The sequence below is a fragment of the Balneola sp. EhC07 genome, assembly GCF_001650905.1.
Lineage (GTDB): Bacteria > Bacteroidota > Rhodothermia > Balneolales > Balneolaceae > Balneola.
Genome location: NZ_LXYG01000016.1, coordinates 86577 through 107687, shown reverse-complemented (window position 1 = coordinate 107687; position 21111 = coordinate 86577). Strand labels below are relative to the sequence as shown.

Below are 21111 nucleotides of genomic sequence, written 5' to 3'. Positions count from 1 at the left end.
GATTTTTAATAAAACCTATCTTCTTTCCATTGAGAGGGATTATTTCGAATATATTCAGAGATGTTATTAAAGGACTCATGATCTCGGATTATATGATCGTAGTATCTTGCTTGCCATTGGAAATCAGTTCTGATCTTTCTCGCCTTCTTTGTAACTCCGATCTTAAACCCTCTGACTATTGAACCCAAGTTTTTAGATTGAGGACCAAATTTATTCTGAGATTTTTGCCTTGGTTTCGGTGCACGTAGGGACGCAAAATTTTGCGTCCCTACGTGGGGGTTTGAAAACCTGCCATCGTCTTTTTTATCGATTATTATAATACCATGCACATGGTTCGGCATAATCACAAATTCTCCTAATTTCACAAATGGAAAATGATCCGGGATCTCTTTCCAACATTGGTTTGCGATTTTTCCAATTTCAGATCGGAACATTTCGTCATTCTCTAACTCTCCAAAATATCGTTCTCTGTTCTTCGCACAAATTGTTACGAAATAAGCCCCATTCCAACCATAATTTCAGGACTTTAATCGAGTGGTTTCATTACGATATTTTCTCTTGAATTTTTCTGACACTATATACTTAATGGAGAACAGGTTGCAATCGCAAAAAGGTCAAATTTATTCGATACTGATCTGACCTACCCCTTCAACGGAGACAATCTCATTCTTTATTTTATCGAACTTAATTAGATAAATAGGATTTTCAATCTTGTTAAATAAAACCTCGTTGAGATAGTATAGTGCGATAGAACTTGTAGAATCCTCAGGTAAAATAGATTCCCAAATGGCTACAACGCTAACATCTATTTTATGACCTGATTGTTTTAATGAGTCGATCTTTGAAACCGTATCTTTAAACTCTACAAGACTTTGTACTTTTTTAAATGCTTGTTCTTTCTGATCTTCTTCTTGACAATACACCTGATTTGTCAATACAAATGCAATTAATAAACTTAAGATCAGACTTTTATTCAATCTCATATTTACCATAATCACAAATTCGAATCCGCTAAATATTCATGAACATATTTTATAGCCATGGAGCCTTCGCCCACTGCCGATGCAACTCTGTTCATAGCTCCGGCACGGACATCCCCCGCAGCAAAAATTCCGGGCGCGCATGATTCCAATAAATAGGGCTGTCTTTCCAATTTCCAGACTTTGGAATAGTCATCATATCGCTGAAGATCTCTTCCGGTCTCTATAAAACCTCTTTCATTTTTGATCACATTATCATGGATCCAGTCGGTGTAAGGCTTTGCACCGATAAAGATAAATAAACCGTCTGCTTCTACTTCAGATTCTGATTCATCCACGTTATTCAGGAGTTTCAGTCCTTGTAGATGACCATTTCCGGAAGCCTCTACAATTTCTCTGTTTCCAAGAAGCTCTATGTTTTCGGTCCTGTTTATCTGATCGATCAAATAAGATGACATACTTGAAACGAGTGAATCTTTCCGAATTGTGATGTACACTTTTTTTGCAAATGTAGACAGATACATGGCTGCTTGACCGGCTGAATTACCTCCTCCAACGATGTAGACTTGTTTGTCTTTAAACGCGTGTGCTTCAGTCATTGCAGCGCCGTAGTAAATTCCCGCTCCGGTAAAATCTGAAATCCCTTTGCTTTCCAGTTTTCTGTAATTTACGCCTGTAGTTACAATTACGGCTTTTGCATTGATCTCACTTCCATCCGCCAAGCAAACCGTTTTATATTGATCGTTCAGCTTGATATCGATCACTTCTTGAGGAGATAAAAACTCGACTCCGAATCTTGTGGCTTGTGTGATCGCGCGTCTTGCCAAATCAGAACCACTTAATCCTTTTGGAAAACCAAGATAATTCTCGATTCGAGAACTTGTTCCTGCCTGACCTCCGGGAGCTCTCTTTTCAATGAGCAATGTTTTTAATCCTTCCGAGCCACCATAAACCGCCGCCGCTAATCCTGCCGGACCGGCACCTACAATCACTACATCATATACATTTTTTGAAGCAGATGGATTTTTCCCAAGCTTGTTAGCAATCTGAATCGGGCTTGGATCAATAAGGAATTCACCATCTTCAAAAAATATTGCGGGCAGATCTTTTTGGTCAATTTGATTCTCTTCTAATAATTCAGCGGCTTTTGCATTTTCCTCAATATCTAACCAACGGTAAGGAATCAGATTTCCGGAAAGATAGTCTTTAACTGTATGGGATTTTGGTGAATACTGATACCCGACTAATCTGATCCCGGTAAAATCCGGACGGAAATTAGCTTGCCATTCATCCAGCAGATCATCCAAAACCGGGTACAATTTTTCTTCAGGCGGATCCCAAGGTTTTAGTAGATAGTAATCCAGCTGAACTTCATTAATTGCCCGAATTGCGGCGTCTGTATCAGAATAGGCCGTTAGCAGAACTCTCTTTGCTTCCGGGAAATACCCTTTCGCTTTTTCCAGAAAATCTACCCCAATCATATCGGGCATTCGTTGGTCTGATAGAAATAGCGCAACCGTTTCGCCTTGCTTTTTTAGTTCAGGTAGGCTTGACAATGCTTCTTTCGGAGATTGAGTGCTCATTACCCTATAATCCTTTCTGTAATTGCTGCGCAGATCTCTTGTAATGGCTCTAAGCACCTGAGCATCATCATCGATCGTAAAAATTATGGGTTTCTTCATTCCTTCGGAATTATGGAATTCAAAATGAAAAATTAAGAATGAAAAGAAACAATTTTGAATTTTTCATTCTTAACTTAATTATTTAATGGAAAACAGAGTTCAAATGTTGTATCTCCCGGTTTTGATTCTACATCAATTGAGGCTCCGTGTTTTTCAATTATTTTATGAACCACATCTAAGCCTAATCCTGTTCCTTCACCAACGTCTTTAGTTGTAAAAAAAGGATCGAATATTTTTGGCAACACATCCTCCGGAATTCCACTACCGTTATCTTTAAAAAACAGATACAGATTTTTATTCTTCTCTACAGCTTTTACTTCGATCTTACCTTCTTGCGGCACAGCATCGATTGCATTGTCCAGCAAGTTCGTCCATACCTGGTTTAGTTCGCTTACATATCCATAGAATTCAGATAAACCAGAGGGGATATTTAGTTCTATCTCTACTTTTTTCTGCTTTGCTTTGTGATTAAGCATTGTAATTGTACTCTTTAGAACTTTCTTAAGCTCCACCACTTCTTTGTCTGTTCCCCTATCCATATGAGAATAAGTCTTAACTGAAGAAACCAGATCGGAAATTCGTCGGGCAGAGTCTTCGATCTCTTCCACCATTTTCTCCGTAGTAAGAACATCCTCGATCCAGCCTAAAACCACAGATAAATATTCGTCTTCAACATGAGCAGAAACAAATTCAAGATCTTCAGTATTAAAGCAAAACTCAGCGAATGTCTCGGAATATTCAAAGCCCTCTTCTACTCCATGATCTTCCATCCAGTCTGTTAGTTCATCTTCAAGCGCCGTTCGTTCCATTAAGGATTGCTGATTTGAAGATCCACTTCCAGCTTTTTTAAACACCAAGTCATTCACGGCATCTACTTGATCGTTGGTAAGCTTGATATTCATCACGGCTTTGAGTTTATCCGGCGTTTGGGACAATCTTTTTTTGAGCTCAGTGGCTCCACGAACCATGGCAGAAGCCGGGTTATTCAATTCATGAGCTAATCCCGCAGAAAGTTTCCCCAGTGCTACCAGCTTTTCATTTTGCTGCTGTTGAGAGGTGAAGCTTCGAATTCTATCTGATAAACTGTGAACAAAAGCTTCGATCAGCTCATATCTTTTGGTGATCTCCACAAAGAGATCTTCATGAGTTTCAAGAATGGTAGTGTCTTCCATTACAACTAAATGAGCCAAAGTAGATTGCATTCTGGAAAATGGAAGACGTCCGGAAATATCTCCGGTCACAAAATCACCTATACTTGTAAACGAACTTCCTCTTGGAAGCTGAATTCTTATTCTACCATCCAGTATAATGAACATCTTATCAATTTCTGTACCCGGCTCCATGATCCTTTCATCAGTCATATAGGTACAGATTCTCGAGTTTTCTACCAGCCAGTCAAGTTGATCTACGGGCACATTTTCGAACTGTGGGAAGCTGTGTAATTTTTGAACTGCGAATTCTTTTAATGTACTCATAGTATTTCCTTATCGATGTAACAATATCTCCAATCTTCGCCGGATTCAACTGATCTGATTATCGGATGATCATTTCTCATATAGTGTTTTCTGGCATGCTTGTTCTTTGAAGAATCGCAACAACCCACATAACCGCAAGTCATGCACATTCGCAAATGAACCCATTCATCTTCTTGCTGAACACAAGTTTCGCATTCATGAGTAGTGGTCTCTGTAATTTTGATCATATTTTCATGTTCGCAAGACATATCAGCTTAATTTATGATTCGTGATAAAAGCCAATAACTCTTTGTAAGCTAGTTTGCCTTCATACTTGGTTTCGTTCATAAAAAAAGTGGGAGTATCATTTACGCCGTTTTTAACGCCGCTTCTGAAATCTTGCTGAACCCAACTCAAAAAAATGTGTGAATCCAGATCTACATGAAACTTTCTTCTATCCAGATCGAGTTCCTGAGCAAACTCTTCCAATCTTTCTCTGCTCAGATTCTGATTATCTGCAAACATAAGATCATGCATTTCCCAGAATTTTCCCTGATCACCGGCACATAAAGCTGCTTCAGCACACATTTCAGCATGGGGGTGCTTTTTCTTGATCGGAAAGTGTCGGAATATGAATTTCAGGTCTGCCTCTTCTTTCAAGAATTTTTGAACATATCTGTATCCCAACCGACTGTACGGACATTCATAATCTCCGTATTCGATCAGGATATTCTGTGAAGAAAGATTTCCTTTCGGGTATTCTTCATTTCTGATATTTAAGCTGTAATCACTCAAAAGAATTCATTTCAAAATTCAGCGACATTGAACCGTCAACTTCATCACTTATGCTTATTTCAGCAAGTTTTCTTCCGGCTTGTATCAGAGGTAAACAAACTGCATTTGCTCCGGCTTCTTTAAGCGCTTGATGCTCTTCATCCCTCATAGTAAGCGCATAAATATCTTCGGTAAATTTATTTTCACGGAGCATTTTAGTTGCCTGAATTTTTGTATCAGCATAAGGCATTGCAAGCATAATTGCCTTGACACTTGATAGATCTATGTTTTCCCACAACTCCGCATCCTGAGCATCTCCATAAACTACCCGACGTTTTTTTCCCAGATTATATTCGATCTGAGCAGGATCAGAATCCATTCCTGTTACTCTGTATTCTCTTTCCTTTAAATAATCGTAAGCTGAAGATCCCGCCTGCCCCATTCCAACTACCAAATATTCAGCACCTCCTAAACTGACTACCTGCTGTCCCGGATGTTTGACATTTCTTTCTAGCGGAATGAGTTTATGCTCAAATCTTTTCCATAAGCTGTTCGATTTAGCTGATAATGGAGCATTCACTGTGTATGAAACCGCTATCAGTAGTGCGAAAACTATGATCGTGGATTCCGGAATAAAGCCGGATGATGCCGCCACCATACCTGCGATCAGCGTAAACTCACTGAAGGAAGTCAATGTTAAAGTCACCATAAATGAATTTCTTGAACGAAGCTTGAACAGTATCAGCAGAAAGAAAAACAAAACTGCTTTGATCGGGAGAACAGCAAATAAAGCCCCGGCAAACAGAAGGTCGTTCATGTTCGGCAAGCCTGCCAACCCCACTTCTAAAAAGAAACCAACCAGAAATGCTTCTTTAAGTCCCCATAACTTTTCGGAAAGCTCATCCGATTCATGAGTTCCTGAAAGTAACGCCCCGGCTACAAGTGCTCCCAATTCGCTGGAAAGGCCAAGTACTTCAAACAGAGCGGCGCCCCCCATGGCAAGCAAGAGTCCATAAAGTAGCTGAAGATCTTCATGTCCGCTTGATGTAAGTAATTTGAAGAGAAGTGGTCTAAGAAGCGGCAATAAAAGCAGTCCAAAACTCCAAACAGATGGAATTCCACCTCCGGTTAAAGCTAAAACTGTAATTGCTACCAAGTCCTGAACGATTAAAATACCAATCGAAACACGAGCATGAAAAGCATTCAGTTCACCACGAGCTTCCAGTGTTTTTGCGGCTAAAACTGTACTTGAAAATCCGAGGAGTATCCCAATGATCAAACCTTCAATAGCAGAAAAACCGAAAGCCATTGCAATTACCAAAAAGATCCCTGCGCTTATCACAAGGTGAATAGTTCCCGCACCAAACACTTCCGGGCGGATAATATTTTTTATCCTTAGATGTAATCCAACCGTGAACAGAAGAAAAATAACGCCATAATGCCCGATCGTGTGCAGCATGCCATTTTCGTCTGACACACCAAAGGCTGACAGTACCACACCTGCTATCAAGTATCCGATTAAAGGAGGCAGTTTTAGTTGTTTAACAACCATACCTAAAACATAGGCAAGACCAAGCCAGAGAATTTCCATTAAAAATAATTAGAGATTTAAAATTCAAGATTAAAAATTAGTCAGAGCAAATTTTTAATCTTGAATCTTTAATTTTGAATTCAGCAACTGCTGAATATGCTGAATCTCGTCCTCGTTGACAAGGTGCCCCATCCCCGGATATATCTTTTTTGTGACATTTCCTCCCAATTTTTCAAACACTGCCTCTGTTTCATCTACTCTTTCTTTTGGGATATGAGGATCTATATTGCTGCAACCAAGAAATACCGGCGTTCCCTCCAAATCTCCGGAATAAACTGACGGATCAATATTATCGCCAATCAGACCTCCGCTTAATCCAATTACTCCGGCGTATTTTCCCGGATGTCTGGCAACAAATTCTGTAGCAAGACAAGCTCCCTGAGAAAATCCGAGAAGGAAGATGTTTTCTTTTGAAATTCCTTCTTTTTCTATTTGTAGTATTAAATTAGAAATAGCTTGCAAGCCTGAATTTAATCCCGGTTGATTTTTCTCTGTCGGGGCAAGGAATGAATACGGATACCAGGTAAACCCACTTGCCTGAGGCGCCATAAAAGTAATTTTATCATTCTTCTCAAATTCATTGCCAAGCCCGATAATACTTTCTGCACTTGCACCACGTCCATGAATCATGATCATGGCAAACTTTGCGTCGCTAAGATCAACTCCACCTGAAGCAGTTTTCTGGTCCTGATGAGGTCCTTTAAACGGGTTTTCTTTATCAACTCTGAATAATTTCATTACACTAGCTTTTAAATGCCCAAATCAGGTAGATTATCTTCGATAATTTTTCTTCTTGGCTCTAACCAAGGTGGAAGGATCAACGTTTCGCCGAGTTCTTCAAAATCTTCATCAACATCATATCCCGGACCATCGGATGCGATTTCGAACAAAACTCCACTTGGCTCACGAAAGTAAACAGACTTAAACCAGTGACGGTCTATAATCGGACTTGGATGTAATCCTTTCTCCACCACCTTTTCTCTGAGTTCAGCCAATTCTTCTTCATCTTTAGCACGAAAAGCAACATGATGCACGATTCCCCGTCCGCCTTTTCCTTGCTCATCATCCGATTCTTCTATGATCACATTGCTTCCTATTTGGGCATCTGTAGCAAATCTGGTCAGTTTCTCTTCTGATTCCTTCTCTTCAAATTTGAAAATATCTTTTAGTATATCTGCTGTAGCATCAGGATTAGCTACTTTCAGTCGTGTTGACCAAAAGCCTTGTATCGATGACTCTGTTGGAACAGTGGTCTCAAAAGCGCTCACTATTTCTTTGGGTTGATCGGAGAAAATCAGATCCAGTTCCAGTCCATCCGGATCCTGAAAACGAATTGCCGGATTTCCGAACACCTCAAAGATATCTGAGTGTTCAATATTCTCAGCATTCAATCTTTCTTTCCAAAAGTCTTCTGTTCCTTCCGGCACTTGGAAAGCTACATTTACAGATTCACCGCTTCCGGGAATTCCTTTGTGAGCTCGGGGCCACGGAAAGAAAGTTATACTCGACCCGGGATTAGCCGCTTCATTTCCATAAAACAGATGATAGGTAGATGGGTCGTCCTGATTGACGGACCTTTTAACCATTCTCATTCCCAATTTTTTGACATAAAAGTCGTAGTTCTCTGCAGGATCTCCTGCTAAAACTGAAATGTGATGTAAGCCTTTATTGTGTTTCATATTGCCTCTTTGTTTAAAACAATACAAATATATTAAATAGTTTAATATTAAACTAATTTTATCACTTCAACCACCTTAAAATATCCTTAGAACTGATTATATTTCATCAATCGTTCAAACTCTTTCGGCAAAGGAGCTTCAAAACTCATCTTTTGCTTCGTTTCAGGATGTGTACAAGAAAGTTTGGAGGCGTGTAGTAGCAACCTTCTTACACCTTTGGTTTTTTGACCGTACACATAATCACCGGCGATCGGACAACCTTTATCAGCGAGATGAACCCGAATTTGGTTTTTCCTTCCCGTAAGCAACTCTATTTCCAGCAAACTGAAATCAGAGTTTTCCTTAAGAACTTTATATTTCGTCTTTGCCAGCTTTCCTTCATCAGGATTATTTGTTGAGTATACTTTATGTATGCTGTTTTCTACTAAATACGAACTGAGAGTATCTTCCTTTTTTGACAGCGTTCCCACAACGACAGTATGATATGTCTTTGTAAAATCAGCCCAGTTGTCTTGCAGAAATCTTTTAGTTTGTTCTGATTTAGCGAAAATTAAAACACCGGATGTATCTCTGTCCAATCGGTGAACGATGTAAACTCTCTTCTTCGACTTACTGTTTCCCTTCTTCACATAATCATTCAACAAATAATGAGCGGTATTTACCGATTCTTTCTCATTCCCCATTGTTAACAAACCACTTGATTTATCGATCACAAGTATATCATGATCTTCATATAAAATGGTTAAACCTTTTGGGTGATAGCGCTTGGGAGACGACTTGAATTTTTTTGGCGTGGAGGGCATAAATAATAGAATCAGAGTATTAAAGAAGTAAGATAAATAAAAATACTGCCTTCTTTCTGCCTTATTGTTTCTAAAACCTACTCTGCAACCATTTCTCTTAAAACGTCAAGAACTTTGGCTTGAGTGGAGGTGTTTGCTGATCCTAGTTTTTTTATCAACCTTTGCTTGTCTACTGTTCTTATCTGATCTAAGACTATTTGTCCTTTCTTTTTTTGAAATGTCAGGTTTACACGGGAGGGATATTTTCGAATGACTGATGTAAGCGGAGCTATAATTACTGTTCTAATATTTCTATTCATTTCATCCGGAGAGATTACCAGACAAGGCCGGGTTTTCTTGATCTCTGAACCTTTGGTTGGGTCAAGAGAGATCAAATAGGTATCAAACCTGGAAATATCTTGCTTCTTTACCATTCCCATTCGGTTTCGTCCCAGTCATTACTTTTCTCTGTATCCTTCTTATCCAGAAGTTCATCATCATTATTATCTGCCATTTCTTTAAAAGAAGTATCCCATCCCACTCTTGGTTCCTGCACAGAGCGAAGCACAACCTCATTATCTCTGAGCAAAAGTTCAATCTCTCCTTTAAGCCCACTCTCTTCTATTATAGGCTTTGGAATCCTGACTCCTTGCGAGTTTCCAATCTTTATTAACTTTGTTTTCATAGCTGAAATGTTTTTCAGAATATACTTACAATGTAATTACATGACAAAAATTTTGAATTTATCCTGAATTTTTGATTTCATGCTATATGAAACGCCCAAAAGGAATTGACAAATCTGTTATTCAAAAGATCACTAAGCTTGGTGGTGATCTTGACAGAAAGCGTCATGTAGACTTTTTTATGTATTTCCCCACCGAAATTGATGCGGTAAATGCTGAGGTTGAACTAATAAACCTTCAGTTTGAAACATTCGTAAATAAATCACCTTTTGATAATAAGTGGTGTTGTAATGCTTCTAAAAATATGATTGTTTCCTCTGAAAGATTAGAAGACATTGGAGATTGGCTGGAGAAACTTGCTGAAAAGAACAATGGAAATTATGATGGATGGGGAACTGAAGTTTGATTTCCCTATTTTTGATGCTTTCCAAAATAATCCAACTGAATGAACATTTACGCCATAATAATCCTCGCTACCATTGCGGTGGATTTTGTACTCGATCTGATTTCCAATTATCTGAATCTGAAATCATTATCCAAAGAATTACCGGATGAATTTGAGGGTGTTTATGACGAAGAAACCTATGCCAAGTCTCAAGAATACACCAAAACCCAAACTCGGTTCGGGTTTATAACAGGTGGTTTTGATCTTGTTGTGCTTCTAGGCTTTTGGTTTTCAGGTGGATTTAATTGGCTTGATGAAATTGTACGAGCGTGGGGTTTTGGAGAACTGGTTACGGGATTACTTTACATCGCAGTATTGATGGTTGCCAAGTCAGTGATCTCTCTTCCATTCAGTATTTATTCTACTTTTGTGATCGAAGAACGATTCGGGTTCAACAAAACAACACCAAAAACCTTTGTTTTGGATCTCGTAAAAGGATTAGGGCTTGGGCTATTGATTGGTATGCCATTGCTTGCCGGAATTCTTGCCTTCTTTATGTACACAGGTGATCTGGCCTGGCTGTATGCATGGATCGCCATCACTCTTTTCTCTTTGGTGATGCAATATGTGGCGCCAACCTGGATCATGCCGTTGTTTAACAAATTTACTCCACTTGAAGAAGGAGAGCTACGAACAGCTATCGAAGAATACACCGATAAAGTTGACTTCCCGCTGCAAGGTTTGTTTGTGATAGATGGTTCAAAACGTTCAAGTAAATCCAATGCTTTCTTTACCGGGTTCGGAAAAAATAAGCGTATTGCTCTGTACGATACCTTGATCGAAAATCACACCAATGACGAGTTAGTTGCTGTACTTGCTCATGAAATTGGTCATTATAAAAAGAAACATATCATCAAGGGAATGATCACAAGTGTAGTTCAAACGGGAGCTATGCTGTTTGTACTTTCCATTTTCTTGCAAGCCGAAGGATTATTTGATGCTTTTTATATGGCTGAGATGTCTGTGTACGCCGGGCTCATTTTCTTCGGAATGCTGTACGCCCCGATTGATATGATCTTATCCATATTTATGCAGATATCCTCAAGAAAACACGAATACGAAGCGGATGAATTTGCAGCTACCACAACCGGCAAACCTGAGGATATGATCGCCACTCTGAAAAAGCTATCAAAAGACAACCTTTCTAATTTAACTCCACATCCTTTTTATGTATTCTTGAATTATTCGCACCCGCCGGCATTACAACGTATTTGGGCAATAAGAGAAAATTGACGATAGTTTAGTATATTATTCTACTAATTAAGCGAAAGATCATGGTTCAAATAATAAAGAAATCAGATTCGGTAAAATCTTCAAAGAAAAGGCTAATCAAAAAAAAGCACTCATCTGAAAATGAATTTGATGCAAAAAAATATTGTGGAGTAATAAACTGGGATATTGACGGAATAGAGTACCAAAGGGAAGTTAGAAAAGATCGCATTGAAACTGCTCGTTGATACAAATATTATTATTTATCATGCAAACGGTGATCAAACTCTTTCGAATTATTTAGACAAGAATCATATACATGTATCAGTTTTTTCAGAAATGGAACTTCTTTCATATTCTAAAATTACTGTTCAAGAAGAAATACTTCTTAAGGAATATTTGAATGCAGTTACAATTATTGGATTTACAGATCAGCTTAAGAATAGAGCCATTGAATTACGCCGAAAATTTAATTTAAAGTTACTTGACGCAATAATTGCAGCAACATCTTTAGAATATGGCTATACCTTTTTCACAGCAGATGAAGACTTTAGAAAAATAGATAATTTCGATTTTGTGTTGTATAAACGATGAGAAAGAACAAAAACATAGAAACTATAGCCATTCACGGATCGCTGGATCACTCTTCAGGATCAAGATCCGTAGTTCCTCCTATAGAAGTTTCCACGAATTTTGAACATGCTGAAACCGGACATCAGGATGGAGATTATTTATATACCAGACACAGCAACCCAAACCGCCTGCAACTGGAAAAAGTCCTCGCAGAATTAGAAGGAGGCGAAGCTTGTGCAGCATTTTCGTCCGGAATGGCAGCTATCGGAAGTGTATTTCAGGCAATGGAAGAAGGCTCTCATATCATCGTTCCGGAAGATGTGTATCATGGAACCCGAAAAACGTTGAATACTTTTGGTAAGCGGTGGAATCTGGAGTTTACATTCACTGATATGAGAGATCTGGAGCATGTTCAGAATAATATTCGTCCGAACACAAAACTGATCTACGCAGAAACTCCATCCAATCCGTTAATGCACATTACCGATCTTGAAAAAGTGTGTGCTTTGGCAAAAACCATCAACGCAAAAGTATGTGTAGATAATACCTGGCCATCTCCTTTAAATCTGAATCCAATTGAGTTTGGTGCTGACTTGGTGATGCACTCCACTACAAAATACTTAGCCGGACACAGCGATATTTTAGGTGGTGCTATTATTTCAGCGAAGCAGGATGAAATGTTTGATCGAATTCGAAGTATTCAACAAGGGCAGGGTGCTGTACCTTCTGCAAGAGATTGCTGGTTGCTTTGCAGAAGTATCAGAAGTTTTCCGTATCGAATGCGTGCCCATAATGAAAATGCTCAAAAACTCGCCGAATTCCTCTCCGATCATCCAAAAGTAAAAGAAGTCTATTATCCGGGATTAGAATCTCACCAGGGTTATGAAATCGCTCGGGCTCAAATGAGTGGATTTGGTGGAATGATCTCGTTTCTTTTTGACGGAACAGAACAAGAATCGCTTAAAGCAGTTGCTTCCTCCAAACTGATAACAAGAGCTACCAGCCTTGGCGGAATTGAGAGCACTTGGGAACACAGACGTTCCAGTGAAGGGGAGCAATCTCATTCTCCGAAAAATTTAATAAGACTAAGCGTTGGTTTAGAGCACCCGGATGATCTCATTGAAGATTTGAGACAGGCTTTAGATTAATCTGTGATATAATTTTTGAGCTCGATCCAAATGCAATCAGCTATTAATTTAGCACCTTGTTCATTCGGATGAGAATCTCCGGGAATCTTTATAGAGTTGTAATCTGAGTTTATTTCCGAGCTCACACATTCTGATGGATCGAAAAATCTCACTTTATCAGATAACTCTGCCGACCCTTCTTTAAGAGCATTATATAATCTCAATGTGTGGGCAGATACTGCAGTATCTGCACTCGGGAAAAACCCGGTTGTTGTAATCAATAGTTCACAATTATTCGAAACGCACCACTCATCCATCTTTTCGAAAATAGCTTTACCCAAACTCAGGGAATATTCCGATTCCAATGAAAAGTCTTCCATTTCGGGTATTAAAACTGATGAAGACTCTGTATCAAAATCATTTGTCAGATCCTCAAAATAAATGTTCCTCCAAAGCAGCTTAACTACAATATTGAACAGCTCCGACTTTCCTTGCAAATATCTGTACCAACCTTGCTTACCCAGACTTTGCATCGCCTCGCTTGGTTTCCAGCGTTGACTCTTTATCAAAGAATCTTTTTTAAGCACATAAATATTTTTAGAAAGAGCTCTTTCCAAATCGTGAATATTCATGAAGTATAAGATCACATCAGGATCAATATTCGCTCCGTTATATTCCAACCAGGCAGGCCAATCGGCTAATCCTGCTCCTCCAACACCTCCGTTCAAAATTTCAACAGAATCTGAACCCGCATTTTTAAGATGCTCATTAAGCAGATTGATATAAGAACTCTCTTCCTGAAGTAATAATCCAAAAGTAAATGAATCTCCCAGAGCAAGAATTTTTTTAGACCCTTCATTATTTATTGATACGTCCCTGAGCCTGTTTTCAGTAAACCTGTAATCAATTTTTATTTCTCCAAATTCCTGAAAGGCTTTTCCACCAGTTTGATTCATCATAAACCCATCAGGGTGCATTTCTAACCAGGTTACCATTTTATCCTGTGGAAGAATTATGCGCACAGCTAACTCTGCTACAAACAGGCTTATGACCAAGCTTACCAATACCAATAAAAAGTTCTGTGACCTACGTCTGTTTTTCATTACTACAAACTAAAAAAGAAACTCAACTTATCATGTATAAAATTTAAAATCATAAAAGCGCTTTTTTAACAATAAAAGGAACTATCTCCATTTTGAAGTAATTAGAATAATGTAGAACTTTACAGTCCTTTGCAAAAACAGCTAAAACCGCCGTTAAGGCATCAAATTAAAAGATTTTTATGGCTAAGGTAGAAGTAGTAATGCCCCAGATGGGCGAATCGGTAATGGAAGGAACAGTAATTGAGTGGAGCAAGTCTGTAGGTGATACTGTAGAAGTTGACGAAATACTGCTCGAAATTGCTACTGATAAGGTAGACAGTGAAGTTCCATCACCTGAAGCCGGAACACTTGTTGAGATCTTAGTTGAAGAAGGCGACACCATCGAAGTTGGTAAACCTATTGCCATTATCGAGACCGATGCCGATGCTGTTGGAGACACAAATTCATCTCCTGAACCAGAGGCAAAGGAAGAAACTAAAGAAGAAGAGCCTGAAGCGGAAGAAAAAGAAAGCGCACCTGCTGCCGAAGAATCAAACGCCGGTGGTGGAGATGATGGCGGAGAGCGTATCGAAGTAATGATGCCTCAAATGGGTGAGTCTGTTGTTGAAGCTACAGTAATTGGTTGGAATAAATCAGTTGGCGATGAAGTTGAAGAAGATGAAACACTTTTAGAGATATCTACTGACAAAGTAGACAGCGAAGTTCCTTCACCTGCTGCCGGAACACTTGTAGAAATTTTAGCAGAGGAAAATGACACCATCGAAGTGGGACAACCGATTGCAATCATTTCGACCGGTAAAGGAGCAAGTGCAGGATCATCGGCTCCGAAATCCGATTCCGGTTCTTCATCAGCAAAAAAAGAAGAAAAGAAATTATCTAAAGAAGAAATTGCAGCTACTACTCCGGATCAATTGATGCAAAGTAATGGATCAAGTGATTCTTCCGGAGGATCAGAACCACAAAGAATGGGAAGTGACGGAAGATTTTTCTCCCCACTTGTTCGCTCTATTGCTAAAGAAGAAGGAATTAGTCAAGAAGAACTGGAAAGCATTGACGGCTCTGGTCAGGGCGGAAGAGTTTCCAAGAAAGACATTCTTGGATATGTAGAAGATAAAAAGAACGGTAAGGTATCAGCACCGAAAACTTCTCAAAGCTCTGCAGGGCTAAGTAAACCAAGCAGCACTTCTAAGTCAAACGACGGATCTATTTCTGCCGGTCAATTGGATATCAAGTCTCCGTCAGGTGAAGTTGAGATCATCAAAATGGACCGCATGCGTAAGATGATCGCGGAGCATATGGTGAAATCAGTTCAGACTTCTGCCCACGTAACTACTTTTGCTGAGGTAGATGTTACCAACATGGTGAAGTGGAGAAACGCCAATAAGAATGCTTTCCAAAAGAAAACAGGACACAAACTCACGTTCACTCCTCTTTTTGTTGAAGCGATCATCAAAGCGATGTTGGAATTCCCATTAATTAACAGTTCTGTTAATGGAGATGAGATCCATGTTAAAAAGGACATTAACTTTGGTTTGGCTGTTGCTCTTGGAGAAGGCGGCGAAGGTGGATTGATCGTTCCTGTAATGAAAAAAGCACAACAAAAGAATTTGGTTGGACTTGCTGAAGCCGTAAATGAAGTTGCAACCAAAGCCAGAAGTAAAAAATTAAGTCCGGACGATCTTGTTGGAGGAACTATCACTTTAACTAACTACGGAAGTGTGGGTAATATCATGGGAACTCCGATCATCAATCAGCCGCAGGTTGCCATTATTGGTACAGGTGCAATTGAGAAAAAACCGGTTGTTCTGGAAACTGAAAACGGCGATGTAATTGCGATCAGACAAATGATGTACCTGTCAATGAGTTACGATCACAGAATTATTGACGGAGCACATGGTGGAGCATTCCTGAACCGAATTAAACAAATTCTTCAAGGATTTGATATGGATCGTGCGGTTTAATAAACCTGAGGGTATTTACGAAGAATCTTCACCGTTTATTAATTGTGCAGATTCTTCGCTATCGCTCTAAATGACCTTTAATTAAACGAGACGCTTAATCGCGTCTCGTTTTATGTTCAAATGAAAACAGCAGAATCCATACAAGAAATTCGGGAGCAGGTTAATAACCTGAAATCAAAGGGCAAGAAAGTAGCTTTTGTTCCTACTATGGGAGCGCTACATGATGGTCACCTTTCGCTGATCAGGATGGCACATAAACATGCTGATGCGATCGTTGTTTCTATTTATGTGAACCCTGAACAATTTGCTCCTCACGAAGATTTTGGAACTTACCCACGAACTATAGAGGCTGATCTGAAGCTTTGCAAAGAAGAAAACGTGGATGTTGTTTTTATGCCTGACACGGAAACCATGTACGGTTCAGGAAAAAAATATTTCAGTATTGATATTGAAGAACTGAATGTTCATTTAGATGGTGGCAGCCGCCCCGGTTATTTTCAGGGAATAGCACTGGTGGTGAACAAACTTTTCAATATTGTAAATCCTGATATAGCTGTATTTGGACAAAAAGACTATCAGCAGTTTCGCATCATCGAACAAATGGTAAAAGAGTTTAATCATCCTGTTGAACTATTGATGGCTCCAATCGGCCGGGCAGAGGATGGTTTGGCACTGAGCAGCAGGAATGCATATTTATCTCAAGAAGAAAGAGCTCTTGCACCGAGTTTATACAGAGCTTTAACTTATGTTGCTCAACAAATAGAGAATGGAGTAATGGAACCGGCTTTATTGATCTCGCATCAACAAGAAGAGCTGGAAGCAAAAGGCTTTGAGAATGATTACCTTTCCGTGTATTCATTAGACACTTTACAACCCGTTGACAAACTTTCCACTGAAAATAAGTACGTTTTAGCAATCGCTGCTTATTTGGGGAAAACCAGATTGATCGACAACTTAATATTGGAAATCTGAGGTTATAAGAATGCAAATAACCATGTTTAAATCGAAATTACATCAAATGGTAGTTACAGAAGCTAACCTTATGTATGAGGGAAGCATTACCATTGATCAGGACCTTTTGGACGCCGCCAATCTTCTACCGTACGAAAAAGTACAGGTTCTTAATATCACTAATGGCTCTCGTCTGGAAACATACACTATTCCCGGAGAGCGGGGCAGTCGTATTTGCTGTATGAACGGAGCAGCAGCCCGTCTAACACAGGTTAACGACAGAATTATTGTAATCAGTTATGCAAACATGACTCCGGAAGAAGCAAAATCTCACAAACCAACCGTGGTTATTGTTGATGAAAACAACGATCCTAAAAAGATCATAGATGAAACCAAATATGCTTCAGAATATGATCTGGAATCCGGAATGCTGGATAATACACTCCAATAGAAAGTGATCTTTACTCCTCAGCTCAATATTCGCAATTCAGTCACAGTTGATAAATGAAAATTCCATTTATCAATAATGTTCCAAAAGCTGAAAGTGTAATAGAAAGTTCTAAAGAAGGTCTTGGAACGTTTGGTGGTGTTTTTACTCCGTCTATTCTTACCATCTTAGGCGTGATCATGTACCTGCGCTTTGGCTGGGTAGTTGGTAATGTTGGGCTCATCGGAACACTTATAATAGTTACACTTTCCACCGCTATTACTTTTTTGACAGCTCTTTCCATTGCTTCCATTGCTACGGATCAACGTGTCAGAGGTGGAGGCGCTTACTATATGATCAGTCGTTCTTTAGGGATCGAATCCGGTGGGGCAATTGGAATTCCACTTTATATAGCTCAGGCATTATCTGTAGCTCTTTACACTGTTGGGTTTGCGGAAAGTGTTGTTCAGGTTTTTCCGAGCCTGAATTTTAAATTAGTAGGCATTGCCACTACAATTTTAGTTACGGTTCTGGCTTTGGTATCTGCCAAAACAGCTATCCGGGCACAGTATTTTATTATGTTCGGAATTGGCATTTCATTGCTTTCTCTCTTATTTGGTAAACCCATAGAACCAACAGAAATTGAACTTTGGGGTGCTGCCGAGAGAAACTCAGAACCTTTTTGGGTAGTCTTTGCTGTGTTTTTTCCGGCTGTAACCGGGATCATGGCAGGGGTAAATATGAGCGGTGATCTGAAAGAACCGGGAAAGTCAATTCCTATGGGGACATTTGCTGCGGTTGGAGTTGGTTATCTGATCTATATGGGACTTCCCATCATTTTAGCAAACAGAGCAGACGCTTTAACTTTGATTGAAAATCCTTTGATCATGCGCCAGATCTCGTATTGGGGCGATGCTATTTTGATCGGTGTTTGGGGGGCTACACTTTCCAGCGCTCTTGGAAGTATATTAGGCGCGCCCAGAGTGCTTCAGGCTTTAGCCCGGGATCGCGTTTTACCAAAATGGATGAATTTCCTCGGACAAGGTTCCGGCGATGATGACGCCCCGAGAATGGGAACCATTGTAACTTTAGGTTTAGCTTTGGCAGCCGTTTATTTCGGTGATCTTGATCTCATTGCTCCTGTTCTTACCATGTTTTTCCTTACTACTTATGGTGTCTTAAATATTACAGCAGGAATAGAGCGCATTCTTGGAAGTCCATCCTTCAGACCAAAGTTTAAAGTTCATTGGATCTTTTCTATAGTTGGTGCGATTGGTTGTATTGCCGTGATGTTTCTGATCAATGCCACTGCTACGATCATAGCTTTTATTTTTGTGTTAGCAATTTACTTCTGGCTTGAGCGAAGAGAACTGCAATCCACCTGGGGGGATGTGCGTCGTGGTATCTGGATGGCCATTACCCGCGCAGGTTTACTTAGAATACGTGTGGAAGAAGATTCAAAAACGTGGCGCCCAAACCCTTTGGTGCTTTCCGGAGCTCCAACTAAAAGATGGCATTTGATAGACCTGGCTTCCTCAATAACTCACAATCGTGGTTTGTTAACCGTATCAACAGTAATTACAAATGATAAGTTTTCTGTAGATCATCAGAATATAATTGAGGATAATATTCGTGAATTTCTTGCTAAAAGAGGAATTCAGGGATTAGTGAAAGTCCTTACCGCAGATGACCCGTTTAAAGGAGGAGAGCGTTTAGTTGAAGCGTACGGACTTGGAGCGTTGGTTCCCAATACGATCATTCTTGGTGACAGCGAAAATGAGGCTATTCGAAAAGATTACTGTCAAATGATCTCAACTTTTCATCGTCTTCAAAGAAACGTACTTATTGTACACGACGATAAACACAAAGGATTTGGCAAGAAAAAGAGAATTGATATCTGGTGGGGCGGTTTAAAAGGCAACGGTGGTTTGATGATGATCTTGGGTTACCTGTTGCAAAGCAGCAGAAGCTGGTATGATGCTGAAGTTTATCTTAAAATGGTGGTGAGCTCAGAAAAAGGAGCGGCCGATGCTCAAAAAAATCTTACTGAGATCAGTAAAAAGCTTCGGACCGGAGCTAAAGCTCAGGTTATCGTTTCGAATGGAAGATCATTTGACGAGATCCTTCACGAGTCTTCAAAAGAAACCGATCTGATTTTTATGGGTATGGCAGAACCCGACGAAAACTTCCTGAGCTATTATGGAGATATTCAAAAACGACTTAAAGGATTGCCTACTACTATTCTTGTATTGGCAGGCGAAGAAATTTCCTATGGAGAAGTCTTATACCAACAAGATGAGTTTCAGGAAGACTGATTGATAATTCCTGTAAAAGATCTCCAGTTGTAAAACTATTCTATTAGTAGGTTCGTCTAACTCTAAATTCGTATTATTAGGGAAATTCTAATACACATTATTATGCAAAAGAAATTTATTCTGCCAATTGCTCTCGTGCTTTCCGTAGTTATTTTATGGGTGGTTTTTGGAGGCAACAAAGATGAAACTACTGAACTTTACACTTCTCCTCGTCAAGGAGAATTTGTTGTTGAGGTTATAAGTACCGGAGAATTAAGAGCAAAAAATTCTACTGAAATTAAAGGACCTCAAGGGGTTAGAGATTTTCGTATTAATAATATGAAAATACAGCGCCTGATACCTGAAGGTTCAATTGTAAAGGAAGGAGATTTTGTAGCTGAATTAGATCGCTCACCAATTCTGGCCAAGATGCAGGACGCTCAACTCGAAGTTCAACAGGCACAATCTCAGGTAACCCAAGCTCAATTAGATAGTACACTTACGCTCTCACAAGCGCGAGACAATCTCATTAATCTTGAATATGCATTGGAAGAACGTCAAATAGCTGTTGACCAGTCTAAGTTTGAATCGCCTGCAGTTCAACGCCAGGCAGTGATAGAGTTAGATAAAGCAAAAAGGACTTTAGCTCAGGAAAAGAAAAACTATCAGACTAAAGTTAAACAGGCTGTAGCCAAGATAAGTGAAATTGAGGCTGAGCTTTCCAAAAAACAAAATGAGTTAAATAAGATCCGGGCTCTAATGACTGAGTTTACTGTTTATGCTCCGGATAAAGGAATGCTTATCTATAAAAGAAATTGGAACGGAAGTAAAATTACAGTTGGTGAAGAAGTAAGTGCATGGAACCCTATTGTGGCTGAACTTCCTGATTTTACCGTTATGGAATCTCTTACTTATGTAAATGAAATTGATATCCAGAAAGTAAAAGAAGGCCAGAAAGTAATTGTTGGACTTGATGCCGTACAGGGAAAAGTCCTTGACGGAACCGTTACAAGTGTAGCCAATATCGGAGAACAACGCCCGAACTCAGATTCAAAAGTGTACGAAGTTATTATTGAAATTGCAGGAACGGACAGTTTGCTGCGCCCGGCCATGACAACCAGTAATGAAATCCAGGTTGATAAAATAAACGATGCAATTTCAATCCCTTTAGAGACCATTCATGCACAGGATTCACTAAGTTTTGTTTTTCTTAAAGACGGACTTGGCTTTAGAATGCAACAAGTTGAGCTGGGGCTTATAAACGAAAATGAAGCCGTGATTCATAAAGGTGTTTCAATGGATGATCGCTTGTATCTGTCAATGCCTGAAGATACTTCGGGAGTTAACAAGACCTATCTGCAAGACGAAATCACATCCAACAATTAAAAGCCACTCA

The 21111-nt window shown here is 39.5% G+C and carries 23 protein-coding genes; 10 read left to right on the top strand and 13 right to left on the bottom strand.

The window, feature by feature from the left end; translation table 11 throughout:
* Positions 1-5: 5 nt before the first annotated feature.
* The 12 genes from A8B79_RS07935 to A8B79_RS07880 form a co-directional block, all read right to left on the bottom strand.
* Positions 6-434: a transposase gene (locus tag A8B79_RS07935; RefSeq protein WP_201118532.1), complete on the bottom strand. Its 429-nt coding sequence runs from the start codon at positions 432-434 to the stop codon at positions 6-8.
* A 186-nt stretch (positions 435-620) separates the two neighbouring features.
* The gene (locus A8B79_RS07930; RefSeq protein ID WP_153038393.1) at positions 621-983 is read right to left on the bottom strand and encodes a hypothetical protein; all 363 of its coding nucleotides are present in this window, start codon (positions 981-983) and stop codon (positions 621-623) included.
* Between the two features lie 11 nt (positions 984-994).
* Positions 995-2662, bottom strand: a complete 1668-nt coding sequence (locus tag A8B79_RS16355) for a response regulator (protein ID WP_066220627.1) — start codon at positions 2660-2662, stop codon at positions 995-997.
* 74 nt (positions 2663-2736) lie between these two features.
* Complete coding sequence (locus A8B79_RS07920; RefSeq protein WP_066220625.1) at positions 2737-4137, bottom strand: sensor histidine kinase; 1401 nt, start codon at positions 4135-4137, stop codon at positions 2737-2739.
* Complete coding sequence (locus tag A8B79_RS07915) at positions 4134-4385, bottom strand: UBP-type zinc finger domain-containing protein (RefSeq protein WP_066220622.1); 252 nt, start codon at positions 4383-4385, stop codon at positions 4134-4136. Before A8B79_RS07915 ends, A8B79_RS07920 begins: the two co-directional genes overlap by 4 nt.
* 1 nt (position 4386) lies before the next feature.
* Positions 4387-4911 (bottom strand): DsbA family protein, encoded by a 525-nt coding sequence (locus A8B79_RS07910; protein ID WP_161485156.1) that lies wholly within the window; start codon positions 4909-4911, stop codon positions 4387-4389.
* Positions 4904-6481 (bottom strand): cation:proton antiporter family protein, encoded by a 1578-nt coding sequence (locus tag A8B79_RS07905; protein WP_066220617.1) that lies wholly within the window; start codon positions 6479-6481, stop codon positions 4904-4906. The genes A8B79_RS07910 and A8B79_RS07905 overlap by 8 nt, the downstream gene beginning before the upstream one ends.
* A gap of 54 nt (positions 6482-6535) precedes the next feature.
* Positions 6536-7219: an alpha/beta hydrolase gene (locus tag A8B79_RS07900; protein WP_066220614.1), complete on the bottom strand. Its 684-nt coding sequence runs from the start codon at positions 7217-7219 to the stop codon at positions 6536-6538.
* 11 nt (positions 7220-7230) lie between these two features.
* On the bottom strand, positions 7231-8160 hold the full coding sequence (locus A8B79_RS07895; protein ID WP_066220612.1) for a ring-cleaving dioxygenase: 930 nt from the start codon (positions 8158-8160) through the stop codon (positions 7231-7233).
* Between the two features lie 86 nt (positions 8161-8246).
* On the bottom strand, positions 8247-8963 hold the full coding sequence (locus A8B79_RS07890; protein WP_066220609.1) for an RluA family pseudouridine synthase: 717 nt from the start codon (positions 8961-8963) through the stop codon (positions 8247-8249).
* Between the two features lie 77 nt (positions 8964-9040).
* A complete protein-coding gene (locus tag A8B79_RS07885; protein WP_201118529.1) occupies positions 9041-9376 on the bottom strand; it encodes a type II toxin-antitoxin system PemK/MazF family toxin in 336 nt (111 codons plus the stop codon).
* Positions 9370-9627, bottom strand: a complete 258-nt coding sequence (locus tag A8B79_RS07880) for an AbrB/MazE/SpoVT family DNA-binding domain-containing protein (protein ID WP_066220605.1) — start codon at positions 9625-9627, stop codon at positions 9370-9372. Before A8B79_RS07880 ends, A8B79_RS07885 begins: the two co-directional genes overlap by 7 nt.
* An 86-nt stretch (positions 9628-9713) precedes the next feature.
* Here A8B79_RS07880 and A8B79_RS07875 point away from each other — a divergent pair, with 86 nt between their 5' ends.
* The 5 genes from A8B79_RS07875 to A8B79_RS07855 are packed head-to-tail and all read left to right on the top strand — an operon-like array spanning position 9714 to position 13000.
* Positions 9714-10031, top strand: coding sequence for a ribonuclease E inhibitor RraB (locus A8B79_RS07875; protein WP_066220602.1), 318 nt, complete (start codon positions 9714-9716; stop codon positions 10029-10031).
* A gap of 39 nt (positions 10032-10070) precedes the next feature.
* Entirely contained in the window at positions 10071-11303 is a 1233-nt protein-coding gene (locus A8B79_RS07870) for a M48 family metallopeptidase (RefSeq protein ID WP_066220599.1), read from the top strand.
* Between the two features lie 41 nt (positions 11304-11344).
* Positions 11345-11527 carry a hypothetical protein gene (locus A8B79_RS07865; RefSeq protein ID WP_066220596.1) on the top strand — a complete coding sequence of 61 codons (183 nt, stop codon included), beginning with the start codon at positions 11345-11347 and terminating at the stop codon, positions 11525-11527.
* Entirely contained in the window at positions 11511-11873 is a 363-nt protein-coding gene (locus A8B79_RS07860) for a type II toxin-antitoxin system VapC family toxin (RefSeq protein WP_161485155.1), read from the top strand. The genes A8B79_RS07865 and A8B79_RS07860 overlap by 17 nt, the downstream gene beginning before the upstream one ends.
* Positions 11870-13000, top strand: a complete 1131-nt coding sequence (locus tag A8B79_RS07855; protein WP_066220587.1) for a trans-sulfuration enzyme family protein — start codon at positions 11870-11872, stop codon at positions 12998-13000. Before A8B79_RS07860 ends, A8B79_RS07855 begins: the two co-directional genes overlap by 4 nt.
* On the opposite strand, the gene A8B79_RS07850 is transcribed toward A8B79_RS07855, so the two are convergent.
* A complete protein-coding gene (locus A8B79_RS07850) occupies positions 12997-14082 on the bottom strand; it encodes a hypothetical protein (protein ID WP_153038392.1) in 1086 nt (361 codons plus the stop codon). The genes A8B79_RS07855 and A8B79_RS07850 overlap by 4 nt on opposite strands.
* Before the next feature lie 179 nt (positions 14083-14261).
* Between A8B79_RS07850 and sucB the strand changes: the two genes are divergently transcribed.
* The 5 genes from sucB to A8B79_RS07825 all read left to right on the top strand — a co-directional run bounded on the left by sucB (position 14262) and on the right by A8B79_RS07825 (position 21101).
* Complete coding sequence (sucB, locus tag A8B79_RS07845; protein WP_066220581.1) at positions 14262-16043, top strand: 2-oxoglutarate dehydrogenase, E2 component, dihydrolipoamide succinyltransferase; 1782 nt, start codon at positions 14262-14264, stop codon at positions 16041-16043.
* A gap of 120 nt (positions 16044-16163) precedes the next feature.
* On the top strand, positions 16164-17015 hold the full coding sequence (panC, locus tag A8B79_RS07840; protein WP_066220579.1) for a pantoate--beta-alanine ligase: 852 nt from the start codon (positions 16164-16166) through the stop codon (positions 17013-17015).
* Between the two features lie 10 nt (positions 17016-17025).
* The gene (gene panD / locus A8B79_RS07835) at positions 17026-17445 is read left to right on the top strand and encodes an aspartate 1-decarboxylase (protein WP_066220577.1); all 420 of its coding nucleotides are present in this window, start codon (positions 17026-17028) and stop codon (positions 17443-17445) included.
* Positions 17446-17498: 53 nt separating this feature from the next.
* Positions 17499-19736, top strand: a complete 2238-nt coding sequence (locus tag A8B79_RS07830) for an amino acid permease (protein WP_066220575.1) — start codon at positions 17499-17501, stop codon at positions 19734-19736.
* Between the two features lie 102 nt (positions 19737-19838).
* Positions 19839-21101, top strand: a complete 1263-nt coding sequence (locus A8B79_RS07825) for an efflux RND transporter periplasmic adaptor subunit (protein ID WP_066220571.1) — start codon at positions 19839-19841, stop codon at positions 21099-21101.
* Positions 21102-21111 lie beyond the last annotated feature (10 nt).